Origin of the sequence: Lutibacter sp. (assembly GCF_041555395.1) — a bacterium.
Classification (GTDB): Bacteria; Bacteroidota; Bacteroidia; order Flavobacteriales; family Flavobacteriaceae; genus Lutibacter.
Genome location: NZ_JBFFKM010000052.1, coordinates 1 through 18,565, shown reverse-complemented (window position 1 = coordinate 18,565; position 18,565 = coordinate 1). Strand labels below are relative to the sequence as shown.

At 34.1% G+C, this 18,565-nt stretch carries 14 protein-coding genes and 1 tRNA gene; 10 read left to right on the top strand and 5 right to left on the bottom strand.

The window, feature by feature from the left end; genetic code table 11:
• Positions 1-1,584, bottom strand: a 1,584-nt coding sequence (locus ABY285_RS10310) for a hypothetical protein (protein ID WP_372769737.1), incomplete at its 3' end; no start/stop codon positions are given.
• A gap of 753 nt (positions 1,585-2,337) precedes the next feature.
• Entirely contained in the window at positions 2,338-3,846 is a 1,509-nt protein-coding gene (gene hutH / locus ABY285_RS10305; protein WP_372769735.1) for a histidine ammonia-lyase, read from the bottom strand.
• Between the two features lie 235 nt (positions 3,847-4,081).
• Here hutH and ABY285_RS10300 point away from each other — a divergent pair, with 235 nt between their 5' ends.
• Positions 4,082-5,092, top strand: coding sequence for a redoxin domain-containing protein (locus tag ABY285_RS10300; protein WP_372769733.1), 1,011 nt, complete (start codon positions 4,082-4,084; stop codon positions 5,090-5,092).
• Between the two features lie 97 nt (positions 5,093-5,189).
• Here the strand turns inward: ABY285_RS10300 and ABY285_RS10295 are convergent, their stop codons facing one another.
• On the bottom strand, positions 5,190-6,329 hold the full coding sequence (locus ABY285_RS10295) for an acyl-CoA dehydrogenase (RefSeq protein ID WP_372769731.1): 1,140 nt from the start codon (positions 6,327-6,329) through the stop codon (positions 5,190-5,192).
• Between the two features lie 404 nt (positions 6,330-6,733).
• On the opposite strand from ABY285_RS10295, the gene ABY285_RS10290 reads away from it, so the two are divergent.
• The 8 genes from ABY285_RS10290 (at position 6,734) to ABY285_RS10255 (ending at position 14,299) form a co-directional block, all read left to right on the top strand.
• Positions 6,734-7,966, top strand: coding sequence for a Glu/Leu/Phe/Val dehydrogenase dimerization domain-containing protein (locus ABY285_RS10290; protein WP_372769729.1), 1,233 nt, complete (start codon positions 6,734-6,736; stop codon positions 7,964-7,966).
• 14 nt (positions 7,967-7,980) lie between these two features.
• On the top strand, positions 7,981-9,348 hold the full coding sequence (gene nhaD, locus ABY285_RS10285; RefSeq protein ID WP_372769727.1) for a sodium:proton antiporter NhaD: 1,368 nt from the start codon (positions 7,981-7,983) through the stop codon (positions 9,346-9,348).
• Positions 9,349-9,471: 123 nt separating this feature from the next.
• On the top strand, positions 9,472-10,152 hold the full coding sequence (locus ABY285_RS10280) for a MotA/TolQ/ExbB proton channel family protein (RefSeq protein WP_372769725.1): 681 nt from the start codon (positions 9,472-9,474) through the stop codon (positions 10,150-10,152).
• A 339-nt stretch (positions 10,153-10,491) separates the two neighbouring features.
• Positions 10,492-10,884 (top strand): ExbD/TolR family protein, encoded by a 393-nt coding sequence (locus ABY285_RS10275; RefSeq protein WP_372769723.1) that lies wholly within the window; start codon positions 10,492-10,494, stop codon positions 10,882-10,884.
• Between the two features lie 4 nt (positions 10,885-10,888).
• Positions 10,889-11,734, top strand: coding sequence for a cell envelope integrity protein TolA (locus ABY285_RS10270; protein ID WP_372769721.1), 846 nt, complete (start codon positions 10,889-10,891; stop codon positions 11,732-11,734).
• 6 nt (positions 11,735-11,740) lie between these two features.
• Positions 11,741-12,958: a folylpolyglutamate synthase/dihydrofolate synthase family protein gene (locus tag ABY285_RS10265; protein WP_372769719.1), complete on the top strand. Its 1,218-nt coding sequence runs from the start codon at positions 11,741-11,743 to the stop codon at positions 12,956-12,958.
• A gap of 289 nt (positions 12,959-13,247) precedes the next feature.
• On the top strand, positions 13,248-14,051 hold the full coding sequence (locus tag ABY285_RS10260) for a hypothetical protein (protein WP_372769716.1): 804 nt from the start codon (positions 13,248-13,250) through the stop codon (positions 14,049-14,051).
• Positions 14,052-14,221: 170 nt separating this feature from the next.
• Positions 14,222-14,299: transfer RNA gene (locus ABY285_RS10255), tRNA-Val, on the top strand.
• 143 nt (positions 14,300-14,442) lie between these two features.
• Here ABY285_RS10255 and ABY285_RS10250 read toward each other — a convergent pair.
• Positions 14,443-15,462, bottom strand: a complete 1,020-nt coding sequence (locus tag ABY285_RS10250) for an SMP-30/gluconolactonase/LRE family protein (protein WP_372769714.1) — start codon at positions 15,460-15,462, stop codon at positions 14,443-14,445.
• A gap of 470 nt (positions 15,463-15,932) precedes the next feature.
• On the opposite strand from ABY285_RS10250, the gene ABY285_RS10245 reads away from it, so the two are divergent.
• Complete coding sequence (locus ABY285_RS10245) at positions 15,933-16,658, top strand: hypothetical protein (RefSeq protein WP_372769712.1); 726 nt, start codon at positions 15,933-15,935, stop codon at positions 16,656-16,658.
• 1,281 nt (positions 16,659-17,939) lie between these two features.
• Here the strand turns inward: ABY285_RS10245 and ABY285_RS10240 are convergent.
• Positions 17,940-18,305, bottom strand: a complete 366-nt coding sequence (locus ABY285_RS10240) for a lipocalin family protein (RefSeq protein WP_372769710.1) — start codon at positions 18,303-18,305, stop codon at positions 17,940-17,942.
• Positions 18,306-18,565 lie beyond the last annotated feature (260 nt).

Genomic DNA, 18,565 nt, shown 5'->3' with positions numbered 1-18,565 from the left:
TGATAACTGTGGATCACATCCGCCTGCAAGACCTAAATTAGACTCTTGTAATGCTATCCAAGCAGCAAAGTCTCCTTCTTCATAGTCACAAGCACTCACTGAACCGTTCTGTGGAGCCTGTACTATAGTTATTTCTGGAGCATCAGTTACTGTAAATGTGGCTGTACAATTATCTGTTTGTCCACAAAAATCTGTAACAGTATAAGTAATAGAAACAGTACCACCGCAAATATCAGGAGGTGAAAGTGAATTTAAATTACTGCCTATAACAGCACCACCAGTGTAAGCATAACTTTCTGTGATAGTAGGAACGCCACCTTCATAAGAGAAACCGGCTTTCCATTCATTGAAAGCAGTATTTATTTGTTCTGGGGTTGAACAAGCAGGCATTGTTTCATTACCTGGACATTCTGCTACTAAGTCGGGTGGACCTACATTCAATTGGGCTATACCGGCAAGATCCATCAACTCGGCTTGAGTTGAATGTGAAGTTTTTGTCCGTGCCCATACTGTGGCCACGGCTCCACATACATCATCCGATCCAAATATATCGGAAAGGTTGATAGCACCTTCTGTATATTGGTTTATCGCATAGGTATAAGGTGATGGTTGATCATAAATTGGCCATGGAGAGAGTTCTTCTTCTAGGTTAGGGGTAACAAAAATTGTATTGGCATATTGTGGAAGGGTAAGATCTACCGCTTTCCAATAATATTCTTGACCGATACCGTCTTTATCCCACCTATCAACATAAATTTGACCAAAATTTCCTCCTCGTACATATTCAATGGTGATTAAAATATCACCAGGAGTTCTTCCCCCTGTAGGATCGCCATCTCCATCTAATACTGGTGCCGAAGAAATTATAAATCCATTAGCTCCAAGAATCATAGTATTTTGGTTAAACTCGAAGTCATTATAGCTCGCGCCATTAGTTCGCCAACGGTCGGCAGCAAACAAACACCATATATCGGAGGAATCTCCAGTAGCAACATAAAGAGGGGTTGTTAAAGTGGGATCGCCATTGGTAAAAACCGCTACCGCATTTTGCATATCATCCTTGGGTGTTACATTTCCTATTCCAACCTCATAGGTATTGGGGTTGTCATTAATTTTATTTCTCCCCGGGAAAGTGGTATCATCATCTAAACCATCACCTCTGTATTCATCTGTAAATCTTATAACTTCCGTGCCTAGAGGAAGTGGCATTACCACGTCTCCGGCTGCATCGAAAACAGACCTTGGAGGTGTTGGATTTAGTAAATTTACCCACCAGTCACCTACAGCTAAATTTGGTGTTCTGGCAAAGGCATCGCCGTCAACAGCAAAACCCCCGTTTGGAAATAAAACTGGTACATTGCCAGCCTTTTGAGGAATCTGCGCATTAACGTTGTTATTCATAAGCATTGCCGCCATTATAAGAGGCAAAAAAAGCAATTTTCGCCAACAACAGCGCCATAGTTTTGGCCTTAAAAAGGACGTTTCTCTAGTAAAAGTAAAATTTTCCATAATTTTAATTTTTTGATAATTTTTTTGATTATTAATTTTAATAATTCCCGTATTCAACAATTGAATACCAAACATCACCTAACATAGTAGTTAAGCGTACGACGTGTTCCTGCATTTGGTTAAATTCATATTTAACCAACTTGGGATATGGATTTTGGGATGCGTTTTTTTGGAGAAAACGATTAACTTTTGATACAATTTTAATAATTCTCGTATTCAACAATTGAATACCAAACATCACCTAACATATAAGTTAAGTGTAGGACGTGTTCCTGCATTTGGTTAAATTCATATTTAACCAACTCGGGATATGGAATTTTGGGATGCGTTTTTTTGGGGAAACGATTTATTTTTAATACAATTTGAGGTTTACAATACAAAGGAGGGGTTAAAAACTTAAATAAATTTATGACCTAATTTGAAGGAATTGGATGATATATATCAAATTCGAATGAATTGAAGCAGGATTTTAATAATTGGTTTTATTATTCAAATAAACGGTATTAAAATAATTATTTCAGGAAAAGACAAATCAATTCTTTCTGATATTTATCAATTTTTTTGCTAAAATTTAAGAAAATAAAATAAAAATTTTGAGCGGTTAATTTCAGCAATGGATAAAATGAATCATAAAAGGAGCACAAAAAAATTAAAAAGGTATTAAAAAACGTCATTTTGAACCTGCTGAGCAAGTTCAAAATGACGAAATTTTATCTTATTAGAAATCTTTATTTTTTATGAATAAGCAGTTTTATAAACAGCACTGTAGGTAATGAATTGAATTTTTCACTTCTCAATGCTCATTTCTCAATACTAAAACCGATATCACTAAAACAATTCTTCATTGTCAATGTTCATATTCGTTAAGAAAGACACTGTTTTTTTAATTTCTGTGCTTAAAATGGTGTCATTTTCAATAAAAGGAACTTCGCTTCTGTACATTTCCAGAAAAGACTCTAAAAATGCGGAGCTTTTTAAAGGTTTTCTAAAATGCAATGCCTGCGAAGCATTCAGCAGTTCAATGGCTAAAATAGTTTCAATATTATCAACAATTTGTTTTGTTTTTGTGGCTCCGTTGGCGCCCATACTCACATGATCTTCCTGTCCGTTACTTGAAACAATAGAGTCTACCGATGACGGGGTTGCCAATTGTTTATTTTGGCTTACAATACTTGCGGCGGTATATTGAGGAATCATTAATCCGCTGTTTAAACCGGGATTTTTCACTAAAAATGGCGGTAAATTCCGTTGTCCGGAAATAAGCTGAAATGTTCTTCTTTCTGAAATGCTTCCCAGTTCGGCCATGGCAATGCCCATAAAATCAAAAGCGAGGGCTAATGGTTGTCCGTGAAAATTTCCTCCGGAAATAATTTCATTGGCTTCCGTAAAGATGATAGGATTGTCGGTTACCGAATTAATTTCCGTAGAAAAAACATTTTTACAATAGTTTAATGCGTCTTTGCTTGCGCCATGAACCTGAGGCATACACCTGAAAGAATAGGGATCCTGCACATGTTCTTTATGTTGCCCGGCTATTTCACTGTTTTCTAAAAAATCTTTAATGCGTTGCGCTGTTTTTATTTGTCCGTTATGCGGCCTTATAAAATGAAGAAGTTCATTAAATGGTTCCATTCTTCCATCAAAAGCATCTAAAGAAAGAGCGCCAATTAAGTCGGCCAAATAAGACAGTTTATACGATTTCAGAATTAAATGAACCCCGTAAGCACCCATAAATTGAGTACCATTAAGCAATGCCAGCCCTTCCTTCGATTTTAATTCAATTTTGCTCCAGTTAAACTGTTTTAAAACAATGTCGCTAGCAACAATTTCATCATTAAAATATACGTCGCCTTTGCCGATTAAAGGCAGCGACAAATGGGCCAAAGGGGCCAAATCGCCTGAAGCTCCCAGGGAACCCTGCTCATAAACCACCGGAATAATATCGTTGTTGTAAAAATCTATCAGTCGCTCCACAGTTTCTCTCTGAACGCCTGAATGGCCGTAACTAAGTGACTGAATTTTCAGTAAAAGCATTAATTTCACAATCCTCTTATCCACTTTTCTTCCAGTGCCGCAGGCGTGGCTCATCACTAAGTTTTCCTGCAGTTTTTGCAAATTGTTATTGTCAATCTTTACATTGCACAAGGAACCAAATCCGGTATTGATGCCATAAATGGGCGCTGCATGTTTTTCGAGTTTTTTATCCAGATATAGACGACATTTTTCAATTTTTTCAATGGATTCCGGTGAAAGTTTTAACTTTTTTTCGGTAAAAATAAGTTCGCTTAAAGCGGTGAAATCCAAAGGTTTTGAATTGATATCATGTAGTTTGTTCATGTTTGTGTTTTGAGCCATCAAAATTCCGCAATCCAAACAATATATGCAAATTATTTGTTAAAGTAATGCTGTGTTCAGTTAATTGAATAATATATTTTATCTTTGACAATTAATTAACAAAAACAGTGTTGTATATGGAAAATTTGATCATTAATAGCTGTCCTTCAATACTGATTTGTAAAAATTAACCAGATTATTTAGAGAATTTAATATTTATAAACAATTTAATAACCCAATGAGAAAAATTATTTTACTTTTTGCAGTACTTGCGATAGTATCTTGTGAAACAGAAAAAAAGGATTACGTAACATTAAATGGAAAGTTAAAAACGCCGGGCATTGAAAAATTAACCGTTCAGGGAAGAGATTTTTCAAAAGAAATTACTGTAAACAGTGATGGTACATTTTCAGATACGCTTAAAGTGAGCGATGGGGTACACGCAATTTCTAGCGGTAATGACAGGGTTACCTTATTCCTTAAAAACGGATATGATTTAAGCATGGAATTTAAAGGTGAAAATTTAGCTGATGGTGTTTTATTTAATGGAGAAGGTGCCGAAACCAATAATTTTATGCAAAATAAACGTGCATTTTATATGAGTGACAAGGCAAATCCTAAATCCTACTTCACTTTGGATAAGGAAGCTTTTGACACCAAACTTGCCGCAGCAAAATCAGAATTGAAAGGCTATAAAGATAAGGCTCAAAATTTAGATTCAGTGATTGTTGTTATGGATGCCAGAAACGATGAAATGTTTTTTGGTTATATTGAATCCAATTATGAAAGTATGCATGAAACCTTAACCCGCTTGGGAAAAGGAAAAGCATCGCCTGTATTTACAAACTATGAAAACTTTAAAGGCGGAAAAACTTCGTTGGCCGATTTAAAAGGAAAATATGTTTATATCGATGTTTGGGCAACCTGGTGTGCGCCTTGTAAAGCTGAAATACCATCTTTAAAAGCATTGGAAAAGGAATATGCTGGTAAAAATATTGAATTTGTAAGTATTTCTGTTGATAAGCCGGAAGCTCATGAAACCTGGGAAAATATGGTTGGAGCCGAACAATTAGGTGGTATACAGTTATATGCCGACAACAATTTTGAATCTCAGTTTATTTTGGATTACGGCATCAATGCAATCCCTCGATTTATTTTAATAGATCCAGCAGGAAATATTGTTGATGCTGATGCGCCAAGACCATCAGATGCTAAAATAAAAGAATTATTTACGGAATTGGGAATTTAATATTCCTGATGAAATTTTAAAAAGCAGCTAATTTTAACCAAAAAAACCTGTGAAGCGCGCTTCACAGGTTTTTTTAGTTTATTTCCTAAATAATAATTTAGCTCAATACAGATCTTGAAATTACTATTTTTTGAATTTCAGAAGTTCCCTCATAAATTTGGGTAATTTTGGCATCACGCATTAAACGTTCCACATGGTATTCTTTTACAAAACCATAACCTCCGTGAATTTGCACGGCTTCAACGGTTACGTTCATTGCGGTATCAGCTGCGTATAATTTTGCCATGGCGCCGCTTAAATCATAGTTTAAGTGTTGGTCTTTTTCCCAGGCCGCCTTCATACATAAATGTCTCGAGGCTTCAATAGAAGTTGCCATATCTGCCAATTTAAATGCAATGGCCTGATGCTGGCTGATTTCCTTTCCAAAAGCCCTGCGTTCTTTAGAGTATTTTAGCGCCAATTCATAAGCTCCGGCAGCAATTCCCAAAGCTTGTGCGGCAATGCCAATTCGGCCGCCGGCAAGTGTTTTCATGGCAAATTTAAATCCGAATCCATCTTCGCCAATTCTATTTTCTTTGGGTACTTTTACATCTGTAAACATTAAAGAATGTGTATCTGATCCGCGAATTCCCAATTTATTTTCTTTATTTCCAACAGCAAAACCCAGCATTCCTTTCTCAACAATAATGGCATTGATTCCTTTGTGTCCTTTTGCAACATCGGTTTGTGCAATTACTATATAAACACTCGCGTTGTTTCCGTTGGTAATCCAGTTTTTTGTTCCGTTTAACAAATAATAATCTCCTTTGTCTATTGCTGTAGTGCGCTGTGAAGTAGCGTCAGAACCAGCCTCTGGTTCACTTAAACAAAAAGCGCCAATGATTTCTCCTTTTGCCAGCGGCACCAAATATTTTTGTTTTTGTTCTTCGGTACCATAAGTTTCAAGTCCCCAGCAAACCAAAGAATTGTTTACTGACATCACTACAGAAGCTGATGCATCAATCTTTGAAATTTCTTCCATGGCCAGGACATAAGATACTGTATCCAAACCGCTTCCACCATAAAGTGGATCAACCATCATTCCCAAAAACCCAAGTTCCCCCATTTTTTTTACTTGTTCGGCAGGAAATTGTTGTTTTTCATCGCGTTCAATTACCCCCGGCAAAAGCTCAGTACGAGCAAAATCACGGGCGGCATCGCGTATCATTATTTGTTCTTCAGACAGATTAAAATCCATAATTAATAAGAGTTTTATATAAAATTTATTTTTTGTTCAAATATAAAACTTTTTTAGGTTAAATTTTACATATTTAATAAAAATGGAAAACAGAGGAATTAAACAACAAAAAGGTAAATATATTACGTCTTCTGATTCCTTTTATCGAAGGATTACGTTTTGAAAACGAAAAGAATGATTTTATTGAGATGTTGCTATAATAAAATCTGTTTATTATGAAAAATATTTACATTCGCCATAAGTTTTTGTTATATTTGTTGCACTTGATTACCTTTTATTATTAATGCTTAACAACTAAATTATGACCCAAATGTGACCTCCTTCGGAGGGATTATTTTTAAAACAGGAAGTGTTTTATTTAGAACAGGCAGTATATTAAAGTCATAATTAGTTAAAAATCAAGGATGAAAAAATTATTAAAAAAATACGAAGATAAACAACCTGAAATTGTTTTTCATTGGAAAGACCAAGAAACTGAAGCAGAAGGTTGGACAGTTATAAATTCATTGCGTGGTGGTGCTGCAGGCGGAGGTACAAGAATGCGTAAGGGATTAGATATGAATGAAGTGCTTTCATTGGCGAAAACCATGGAAGTGAAGTTTACCGTTTCTGGCCCTGCAATTGGGGGCGCAAAATCTGGAATTAATTTTGACCCAAACGACCCCAGAAAAGAAGAAGTTTTAAAAAGATGGTATAAAGTTGTTTCGCCATTATTAAAGCATTACTACGGAACCGGAGGAGATTTAAATGTGGATGAAATCCATGAAGTGATTCCAATGACGGAAGATTGTGGTGTCTGGCATCCGCAGGAAGGTGTTTTTAATGGGCATTTTAAACCTACCGAAGCAGAGAAAATCAACAGAATAGGGCAATTGCGATTCGGTGTTATAAAAGTGATTGAAGACGCCAACTATTCACCTGATTTATCCAATAAGTTTACGGTTGCTGATATGTTAACTGGTTATGGTGTTGCCGAAGCAGTAAAGCATTATTACAATATATATGGGGGTTCCATTAAAGGAAAACGAGCCATTGTGCAAGGGTTTGGAAATGTTGGCTCCGCATCGGCTTATTATTTAACGCAACTAGGCGCTAAAGTGGTTGGTATTATTGACAGAAACGGAGGGTTGATTAATGAATTCGGATTTTCATTGGAAGAAATGAAAACCTTGTTTTTAGAAAAAGACGGCAATCAATTAAATGCTGAAAACATGATTCCTTTTGATGAAATCAATGAAAAAATTTGGTCGTTGCCTGCAGAAATATTTGTTCCTGCAGCGGCATCTCGCCTTGTTACTCAAGAACAAGTAGCAAAAATGGCGTCTTCCGGATTGGAAGTTATTTCTCCTGGCGCGAATGTTCCTTTCGCCGATAAGGAAATTTTCTTTGGACCTATCATGGAATTTGCAGATAAACAGGTAAGCTTAATTCCTGATTTTATTTCAAATTGCGGAATTGCAAGGGTTTTCGCTTATTTAATGGAGTCAAGAGTTGAATTGCCAATGAAAGATGAAGCCATTTTTAGCGATACTTCAAACACCATAAAAAACGCATTGGAAAATACTTATAAAAGAAATTCAAGCAAAAAGCAGATTTGTAAAACTGCCTTTGAAATAGCCTTAAAACAATTAATTTAAACTTTAATAAAAACATGGAAACAATTATTGTAATACTCTTCATTTTAGGATATTTGGCGATCGCGTTGGAACATAATTTAAAGGTGGATAAACTTATTCCCGCCTTGGCGATGATGGCTGTTCTTTGGGCTTTGGTCGCTTTTGGAATTGATAGCTTTCCAAATTGGTTCGATTCTGCCGGGCATAAACTGGTTGAAGGGTTTGCGAACTTTTCATTGGCTGAAAGACATCACTTATTAGAAGAAACACTGTTGCATCATTTGGGTAAAACCGCCGAGATTTTATTTTTCCTGTTGGGTGCAATGACGATTGTTGAAATTATCGATTATTTTGATGGGTTTTCAACATTTAAAGATTTTATCAAAACAAAAAGCAAGAAAAAGTTATTGTGGATTTTTGCATTTTTGGCATTTTTTCTGTCTGCAATCATTGATAACCTTACGGCTACTATTGTACTGATTACCATTCTTCAAAAAATAGTACCTGAAAAAAATACGCGATTGTGGTTTGCCAGTTTAATTATTATCGCCGCAAACGCAGGTGGCGCCTGGTCACCAATTGGGGATGTTACCACAACAATGCTTTGGATCGGGAAAAAAGTGACTTCGGCAAAATTGATGGAATATCTAATTATTCCGTCGATTGTATGTATGGCTGTTCCAGTATTTATTGCTTCATTTATGGAACCGTTTAAAGGAAAGATAGACAATGTTTTAGAAGATGACGGCGTTCGCAGTAAGTACGGGCCAAGGATGTTATATATAGGATTATTCGCTATTGTTTCTGTTCCGGTATTTAAAACAATTACCCATCTGCCACCTTATGTTGGGATGATGTTATCTTTAGCTGTTGTTGGTATTTTTGCCGAAATTTACAGTAAAAGAGCTTTTAATATTTCCAGTGCTTATATAGATGAAGAAGCCGATACTGTTGATTATCACAGTCCGGTACACAAGTCATTGTCAAGAATTGAAATGCCAAGCGTATTATTTTTCTTTGGTATTTTAATGGCAGTGGCTGCTTTAGAATCTTTAGGGATGCTATTTTTAGGTGCTGAGGCTTTAAAAACAATTATTCCAAATACGGATATTGTTATAATATTATTGGGTGTTGGTTCTGCTATAATTGATAATGTGCCTTTAGTGGCTGCAAGTATGGGAATGTTTCAAGAGCCAATAGACAGTCATTTATGGCATTTTATTGCCTATTCTGCAGGAACAGGAGGGAGTATGTTAATTATAGGCTCGGCAGCAGGTGTTGTAGCCATGGGAATGGAGAAAATTAATTTCATGTGGTATTTAAAAAATATAGCTTGGTTGGCTGCAGCAGGTTTTGTTACCGGAGCAATTGTTTTTATGTTTTTGAGAAATTTTACTTTTTAAGATTAGAATTGTAAGATTATAATTGCCCGAGATTTTTCTCGGGTTTTTTATAAAAATATAAATGCAATTTTAAATTTATATTTTCGTTAAATGAAAATAAAATATAACCCAACGTTTTTAATTATGCTACAAGATTCAACTGAAATTTTACAGGAGACCGTTTCTGAAGAAAAATCGCTTTCAATTTACAACCTTATTATGGATGGCGGATTGGGTGGCCAAATAATTATTTCCATACTTTTAGTTTTATTAACCGTTGCGCTGTATATTTATTTTGAAAGATTTTTTGCCATAAAAGCAGCTTCAAAAACCGACAGCAATTTTATGAACCAGATAAGGGATTATGTATCTCATGGAAAATTGGATTCAGCAAAGGTTTTATGTGCACAGGCAAACTCGCCAGCAGCACGATTAATTGAAAAAGGAGTATCTCGAATTGGCAAACCTTTGGCCGATATAAATACCGCCATTGAAAATGCCGGACGATTGGAAATTTACAAACTTGAAAAAAATGTGAGCGTGCTGGCTACCATTGCAGGAGCTGCTCCTATGCTTGGATTTTTGGGAACTGTTATTGGTATGATTGTAGCCATTCACGAAATAGCGAATGCTGGCGGACAAATAGACATTAAAATGCTGTCTGACGGATTGTATACAGCCATGACAACCACTGTTGCGGGATTAATTGTGGGTATTATCGCTTATGTTCAATACAATCATTTGGTTGTGAGAACCAATAAAGTGGTGTATGAAATGGAAGCACATTCAGTAGAATTTTTAGACTTGTTAAACGAACCGGTTTAAAAAAGTTAGATATTAAAAGGCAATAATAGGCAAAAGGCAATGGGCAATAGTAAAAAGTTAAATATTAGAAGTTAGATATTAGAAGTAAAAGGGGAAAATCGAAAAGTGAGAGGTAAGAAGCTAAAGGTTTAGGAAAAAAAAGTAAAGATCACAAGCCTTTAAAAGAGCGAAGTAAGACTGCAAGACAGCAAAACAAAAGGCAAAAAATATTAGAAGTTAGAAGTAAAAACCCTAAACCCAAAAAAACTTTAGGCGTTTTAGGCACTCAAAACTTATAACCCAAAACCTAAAAGTTAGAAATTAAATTTATTTGTTTCAATTTTAAATAAAATATAACCTATGGATATAAGAGGCAGAAATAAAATAAGTCCGGAATTTAGTATGTCATCTATGACCGATATTGTTTTTTTATTGCTTATATTTTTCATGATCACTTCAACATTGGTTACCACCAGTGCTTTGGATATTTTGTTGCCAAAAGCAAGCGGGAAAACCGAAAATAAGAAAGCCACTTCAGTAACCATTACAAAAGATTTGGTTTTTTATATTGACAACAAAATAGCAGATGAGGAAATATTGGAACAGGATTTGCTGGCATTGTTAGCAGGAAAAGAAGAGCCTACCATAGTTTTAAGGGCAGAAGAAGGGGTTCCCATAGAAAAAGCAGTGAAAGTAATGGATATTGCAAACAGAAACAGATATAAAGTAATATTGGCAGTTCGTCCAAAATAAAAATATGTCCAATTTTTTAGATACAGACCATAAACGAAAGTCGGCCGTGTTAACAAGTTTAGCGATGAGCCTTTTAGTGGTGTCGCTTTTTTTCTTTGGAATGACTTATTTAGATCCGCCGGAAGAATATGGAATTGCCTTAAATTTTGGAACTTCTGAAGTTGGAATGGGAAATATTCAGCCTACTGAACCTTTAAGAGCAGCTCCTCAGGAAGTCGCAAAAGAACAACAGGAAGCCATAAAAGAACAAGTAACACAAACAGCTCCCAAAGTAGCGGAAGAAGTACTTACGCAAAATACGGAAGACGCTATTGTTATAAAAAAGCAATTAGAAGCAAAAAAGAAAGCTGATGAGGTTGCCCGAAAAGTAAGAGCCCAACAGGAAGCCATTGCAAAGCAACAAGCAGAAGAGTTTGAAAAAAGAAAAAAATTAGATGCGTTAATCGGAGGTGTGAGCAATAGTAACGGAACAGCAACTGGCGGCCAGGGAGACGACAATACTGCCGGAGACAAAGGAAAAATAACAGGTGATCCTAACGCAAACGGCTACTATGGCAATGGCGGCGGTGGTGGCGGTGGCGATTACCAATTGGGAAACAGAAAACCAATAAGCAGGCCAAAACCAAACTATATTTGTGATGAAGAAGGATTGGTTGTGGTGAGCATTGAAGTAAACGTTTACGGAAAAGTGATTCATGCAACACCCGGGATAAAAGGATCTACCAATACAGCTGCATGTTTGTTGTCGCAGGCTAAAGAAGCGGCTTTAAATACCACTTGGCAGCCCGATTCAAATGCGCCTTCCAAACAAATTGGCGTTATAAAATACAGATTTTCATTGTCTCAATAATTTTTAATGAACTATACCAATACCCTAAATTGGATGTTTTCGCAATTGCCCATGTTTCAGAGGCAAGGTGCAGCAGCTTTTAAAAAAGATTTAACCAATAGTTTAGCACTTTCTAAACACCTTAATTATCCTGAATCAACTTTCAAAACTATTCACGTGGCAGGAACCAACGGAAAAGGTTCCACAAGCCATATGTTGGCTTCTGTTTTGCAGGAAGCGGGTTATAAGGTTGGTTTGTATACGTCACCTCATTTAAAGGATTTCAGGGAACGTATTAAAATTAACGGCAAAATAATTAAGAAAAGTGAAGTCGTAGATTTTATAAAAAATAACAAATTTTTTTTTGAAGCGCATCAACTTTCATTTTTTGAAATGACGGTGGGTTTGGCGTTTGATTGTTTTGCAAAACACAAAGTAAATATTGCCATTATTGAAGTTGGGCTGGGAGGAAGACTTGATTCTACCAATATTATTACGCCCGAAGTTTCAGTAATCACGAATATTGGTTATGACCATACACAGTTTCTCGGGGAAACCTTGCCGGAAATCGCTTTTGAAAAAGCAGGAATCATAAAATCTAAAGTTCCTGTGGTCATTGGAGAATATCAAAAAGAAGTATTTCCTGTTTTTGAGAAAACTGCCAAAGAAAAAGAGTCGCCATTATTTTTAGCTGCAAGCAACGATAGTAACACTTATCTGTCTGATTTAAAGGGGGTTTACCAAGTCCATAACATTAAAACCGTTGTCCAAACCATTGCTGTTTTAAAAACAAAAGGTTTTGTTATTTCAGAAAAGAACATTCAAAATGGATTAAAAAAGGTGGTTCAAAATACCGGATTATTGGGTAGATGGCAGGTGTTAAATGAACAGCCAAAAGTAATTTGCGACACCGCCCATAATAAAGAAGGACTCCAATATGTTCTTAAACAATTACAGGAGGAAGAATTTGATCAATTACACATGGTTATAGGTGTTGTAAATGACAAAGATTTAAAAACGTTACTGCCGTTGTTTCCAAAAAATGCAATATATTATTTTTGCAGACCAAATATTCCAAGAGGTTTAGACGCGCTTGAATTCCAACAGCAATGCGTCAAATTTCAGTTGATGGGTGAGGCTTACAGCTCAGTTGAAGCTGCCTATAAATCAGCACTTAATATAGCGGGTAAAAACGATTTGATTTTTATTGGCGGAAGCACATTTGTGGTTGCTGAAGTATTGTAAAATTGTCTTTCAATTATTAAAGATTCATTTCTCGACTATCAAAAGTATTAAATAAATTTTTTTATGTTGAATAAATTATTATATTAGCAAAAAGAAGACTTAAATCTTACTTATTTAGTAACGGACCTTTATAGCAATAAAAATCCTCAAATTGCTACTGTAAACCTCCTGTTTTTTTATTTATTAATACTGTTATTTTTTTTAACAAATTTTTTGTTTAACTATTTAATCCAGTCATCTGGCTGTAAATTATTATTTTACTTTAATTACTAACTAAATTTATCTATTTATGAAATTACTTAAAAACGTTTCGTTTGGAATGCTTGTATTCCTATTTATGTTTACCACAAAAGCAACTGCTCAGGATGCCCAAACAGAAGAATTTCAACCTGTTTTTTTAACAGTTACAACATTGCATAGGAGCAGTGATCCCAATGTTGACTTTACCGATTGGAGAAAAACCGAGGAAGAATATTACAATAAAGTAACTGCAAAAAATAATTTAATTATTGGCTCGGGTTACTATATGCATTATTTTACGCCAGATGATTCTGAAATTTTATCAGTGTCGGTTTTCAATTCTTGGGAAGACATTGAAAAAGCAAACGAGATCACCAACAAATTAGTGATGGAAGCTTGGCCGGATGAAGCTAAAAGAACCGCTTTTTTCGAAAAGCAAAATAGCTATTATGCCACCAAACACAGCGATGAAATTTATGCTTCCATGAATTTTAGCAAACAGGTAAAATCCGATTCAAAAGAACCTTTGATTTATTATATAAAGAAAAATAAAGCTGGCACTGGCGGAGCTGGTTACAGGGAATATTTTGACAATGTAACCATGAAAAATACTTTTGTTAAGGGATTTTATACCATGAGACATCGATATGGCTCAAATAGCCAGGATCTTATTGAAGTATCGGTCTATAATAATTTAGCCGACATTGAGAAATCTTTTGAAGAAAACGGCAAGTTGGAAGACGCACATTGGACTGATAAAGCCAAAGGTGAGGAATTTTTTAAAAAATATGCTAAATTATTTGCCGGCCATGGCGATGCCATTTACAGAAATGTTCCATCGCTACAAAAATAGCCTTTCATTAAAATAGTGGCGCTGAACCACTTGGTTCAGCGTTTTTTTTTATGATTTATTTTAATAAAAAGAACAACAGAATTAAGATCATTAAAAATTAATAATTCTGTAATGTTTTTTCAAAAAAGCTTTGTGTATTAAAAATGTAGTCATATATTTGCATCCGCTTAGGGCAATTAGCTCAGCTGGTTCAGAGCACCTCGTTTACACCGAGGGGGTCGGGGGTTCGAACCCCTCATTGCCCACCAAAGTAAAATCCTACTAGAAATAGTAGGATTTTTTATTTGTAACATGAATTGAATAAAGGAGTGTATTGAATTATTTCCTCATTGATAATAAATCAATATAATTTAAATCCTTAAGGTAGTAATCAATAAAAATGGCTATTTATTTATTTCATTACTTTAATAATTTCAAATTCAACATCAGGAAACGAGCCAGCACCTGGAGGAGCTTCATCAAAATGTGCGTTCACAGCATATAGGTTGCTGCCAAATTCAGCAATCGTTGATGGTATATGGAATTGTGAATTACTAATGTAATCAACCACTAATCCAGAAATATAATCGTCATTTAGTTTTACAACAGCTATTTGATTCATAAGATTTTGAACAACATAAAGAGTTTTACCATCGAGTAAAATACCGTCAGAATAGTGCAAAAAATCACCTCCCAAATCAATTAAGATAGCTTCACCAGTTGCTGGATCGACTTTATACAACTCTCCTCTTTCCAAATTTCCAATAATTAGTATTTTTCCCGAAGGAGAGGCTTCAATTCCATTTGCAAAAATAGGGAAAGGAAATCCGGGTAATCCTATTGGTGTCATTGAGAATCCTTCCAAAAGCAATTTTTCAACCTGACCTGGAGTAGAAATTCTTCCGTCTTCCTCCAGTGCTATTTTATAAAGTACAGGATTTATTGAATCTGTAAAATAGGCTGCATTATTAGTTACAATAACATCATTAATAAATAGTGGATAAGGGGAGTCAATGAGGAATGTTTGCACAAGATCACCTGTCTTTGAGTCATAAATATTTATGGTTCCAGTAAAAGGCGGTTCAAAATCATAACCACCGGATACAAATAAATAACTGCTGCGTTTATCATAAGCCAATCCAAGTGCTTGAGAAGGTGTGGTAGGAGTTATAAATTCTAAACCTTGACCAGTTCTCAAATCTCCTTTATAAATTATTCCTGTTTGAACTGAACCAACATAAAAATTATGTTTGGGCCCTATTACAATACCTTCTGGTTGAAAACCATTTGGCAATGGTAATATGTCAGGGAATGCTACCATAGACTTAAAGGCAACATCATCGTTCATCATTGAACTAGCCTCTGATAAAATGAGTTCATCTTTTTGGCAACCTAATACTACCAAAAAAATTAAAAATAGTAATTTTTTCATGACTTTATTTTTTAATTAAACTTAAAGAATCCCTTTTCTTAAGAATTCCCTTCCTTTTTATATTCAAAGGAAATGTGCGTTGTTTAAAATTCTTGTACAATGATATTTGTCGAATAACAAACTGATAGATATCATTTTAATATAATTTATAAAGCGACTGATTCTATTAAAAATGGACTGATTGAAAAATTTAAATGTGTTTAGTATAAGCAAAAAGATGTAAAACTCATTGCCCACCAATTATAAATCCCACAAGAAATTGTGGGATTTTTTTTATGAGTTAAATTTACTTAATAAGCTTGTTTCAATTGGATTATAGCCTTTCTAAGAAATTTATAAACCAATATTCCACAAATTATGATCTTAAAAAAAGGTCTTATAATAATTTAAGTAGATAAATGTTTTAATTATTAATATTATTTATTAAATTTAAGGAGGTTCTTTAAAATCAGCATATTATGAGGTTAAAAATGAATTTTTTAAAGAGTATTTTATTAATTACTTTAGTAATTCCTTTCACAAGCTGTGTTCATTATTATTATGCGCCTAATGGGCATAATGTCCCATTACTAAAAGAAAAGGGAGAAACTAAGATTGTTGCTGCACTAAGTGGAGGAGATGAATTTACGGGCTTTGAAGCACAATTTTCATCAGCAGTTGCAAAAAATATTGGGATAATGGCAAATTTTATGACTGGAAGCGGTGAGGAAAACTATGAGTCAGGAAGGAATGAATCAGGAAAAGGGACTTTTTTTGAAATAGGTACTGGATATTATAAGCCTTTAGGACAAAGATTTGTATTTGAAACGTATGGGGGTATAGGTTTGGGCTCTATAAATAATGAATATTCACAAGGTGATTCAAAAGTTAAATTTACACGATTGTTTATACAACCTAATATTGGTTATAAAGTAAGAGGGTTTGAGGTAGCTCTTTCATCAAGATTTTCAGGATTGAATTATCACTCTGTTATTTCCAATAACGTTGAACCTTATGATCAAGATGATTTAGAGTATATAAAAAACAATAAATTTTCTTTCCTGTTTGAACCTGCTTTAACTATTAGAGGTGGTTGGGAAGAAGTTAAAATCCAACTTCAATTGGTGTTTTCAGAAAATTTAAATAATAGAAATTTGATGCAAGAAACAGGAAATTTTAATATTGGACTGTATTTTGACTTGCCTTCAAACAACTAATATTAATATAAAAATAGAACCCCTCATTGCCCACCAAAGTTTAAAAGCTTCCTATTTAGGAGGCTTTTTTTATGCTTACTATTTTTTGAAACTCTAAAATAAAATGCCAATTTTTAAATTGGCATTTTAAAATTCATTCTGTCTAAAAAAGTTTATCAAGCCTTCTGCGTGATTGATAGTCTGATAACAATAGCCATCAGAAGCCATATAATAAACGTTTCACCATTAGACATCTCATACGTAGAACCAGCCAATTTGGCTATTCCTAAAATAATGTAAATAATGATTGGTGACAATACTAAGCATAATAGAAGATTCAGAACTGATTTTTTTAAATCCATAATTTGATATTTTGTTTGGTTAATACTAAACATTTAACAATAAATAAAATGTTTAGCTAAAGATAATAATTTTTTTGTATTGAATTTCAGGATATGTGTAATTAATTGGTGAAAAGTATGATAAACACCAATTACCCTAAATTTAATTAATTATTAAATACTGATATTCAATCCGTAAGATGGTGTGGTTTTAGTTTTTTCCTTTTCCTCGTTACCACTAAAGTAAAATATTGCTAGAAATAACAGGGTTTTAAATTAAATTGTTTAGGGACTAGTTATCAACACGAAAACGTTTGCGTAATTGCAAAGATTTAGTTATGTGACATGCTTCACATTAAAATGGAATTATGATAGTATTTTTACTTTGTAGGCGTTTAAGCCTACATCTTTTTCATAGCAATTTTCCCTCTCCAACCTCAAGTAGAGAGGGTTTTTTATGTCTATAATATTTAACTATCAATGCCCACCAAAGTTAAAAGCTTCCATTTTAGGAAGCTTTTTTTATGCCTTTTTTAAAAATATTAGATTTCATGATAATCGTCATATTTTATTATGTATTATAAGTTACATTTGATGTGTAGGTTTCTAAACCTACATCTTTTTCATAGCAATTTTCCCTCTCCAACCCCAAGTAGAGAGGGTTTTTTTATGTCTATAATATTTAACTATCATTGCCCACCAAAGTAAAATCCTACTAGAAATAGTAGGATTTTTTTATGCTTGCTATTTAGCTTAGATTGTATGGAGTTTATTTCTAACAGCTTTAATATATGTATCCAGTGTTAATTAAATTATCTCTTTTTACAATGTAATTTATTTGGTTCTTTATTAAATAAAGGAAAATAAGAATTAAACAAAAACCCCACTAAAATAAATTAATAGGGTTTATAATTTTTCGGATTAAAATTAAATCCTAGAAAAGGAAATCAATGAATAGGCTTTAAACCCTTGTTAAAACAATATTTTCACCATCAGAAGTAACTGTCAGTGTATTACCTGAAATTGAATACGTCGATATTTCAGTCATTCCATTTATTATTAGTGTTAATTTATTACCATCTGTGCTCCATGTAAAACTTTCATTTTCAGTTACCGTTTCTCCTTCAAAAGTTAGAACTGTGCTCATTGTACCAGTTAAATTTGAATTGAACGTAGCTGTTAAGCTAAGTTCATAACCTTCCACAGATTCTGTTAATTCCCAATTACCAACCAGAGGGTTAACATCATTATCATCATCATCATCACTACATGAAACAGATAACATAACGGCAACAGCCATAATTATTAAATACTTAATTTTTTTCATAATTGTGTTTTTATTTTTAAGTTAGTGATGCAATGATATGTATTAAACATGATAAATATCACATTTTTAAAAATTATTAATTATTAGGGGGGTACAATGTTGAGCAATTTTTTCAATCCCTCATTGCCCACCAAAGTTTAAAAGCTTCCTATTTAGGAGGCTTTTTTTATGCTTATTATTTAACAAACTGTTGATTATACTAAGTTTCTTGTTTTTGTAGAAATTTATACTTTCCATAATTCACCTTCTAAAAAGGTATC

Coding starts and splice junctions, on each gene's coding strand:
- ABY285_RS10245 (WP_372769712.1), top strand. CDS start 15,933: ATGAATTTTTTAAAGAGTATTTTATTAATTACTTTAGTAATTCCTTTC.
- ABY285_RS10260 (WP_372769716.1), top strand. CDS start 13,248: ATGAAATTACTTAAAAACGTTTCGTTTGGAATGCTTGTATTCCTATTT.
- ABY285_RS10280 (WP_372769725.1), top strand. CDS start 9,472: ATGCTACAAGATTCAACTGAAATTTTACAGGAGACCGTTTCTGAAGAA.
- ABY285_RS10240 (WP_372769710.1), bottom strand. CDS start 18,305: ATGAAAAAAATTAAGTATTTAATAATTATGGCTGTTGCCGTTATGTTA.
- nhaD (WP_372769727.1), top strand. CDS start 7,981: ATGGAAACAATTATTGTAATACTCTTCATTTTAGGATATTTGGCGATC.
- ABY285_RS10250 (WP_372769714.1), bottom strand. CDS start 15,462: ATGAAAAAATTACTATTTTTAATTTTTTTGGTAGTATTAGGTTGCCAA.
- ABY285_RS10270 (WP_372769721.1), top strand. CDS start 10,889: ATGTCCAATTTTTTAGATACAGACCATAAACGAAAGTCGGCCGTGTTA.
- ABY285_RS10300 (WP_372769733.1), top strand. CDS start 4,082: ATGAGAAAAATTATTTTACTTTTTGCAGTACTTGCGATAGTATCTTGT.
- hutH (WP_372769735.1), bottom strand. CDS start 3,846: ATGAACAAACTACATGATATCAATTCAAAACCTTTGGATTTCACCGCT.
- ABY285_RS10275 (WP_372769723.1), top strand. CDS start 10,492: ATGGATATAAGAGGCAGAAATAAAATAAGTCCGGAATTTAGTATGTCA.
- ABY285_RS10295 (WP_372769731.1), bottom strand. CDS start 6,329: ATGGATTTTAATCTGTCTGAAGAACAAATAATGATACGCGATGCCGCC.
- ABY285_RS10265 (WP_372769719.1), top strand. CDS start 11,741: ATGAACTATACCAATACCCTAAATTGGATGTTTTCGCAATTGCCCATG.
- ABY285_RS10290 (WP_372769729.1), top strand. CDS start 6,734: ATGAAAAAATTATTAAAAAAATACGAAGATAAACAACCTGAAATTGTT.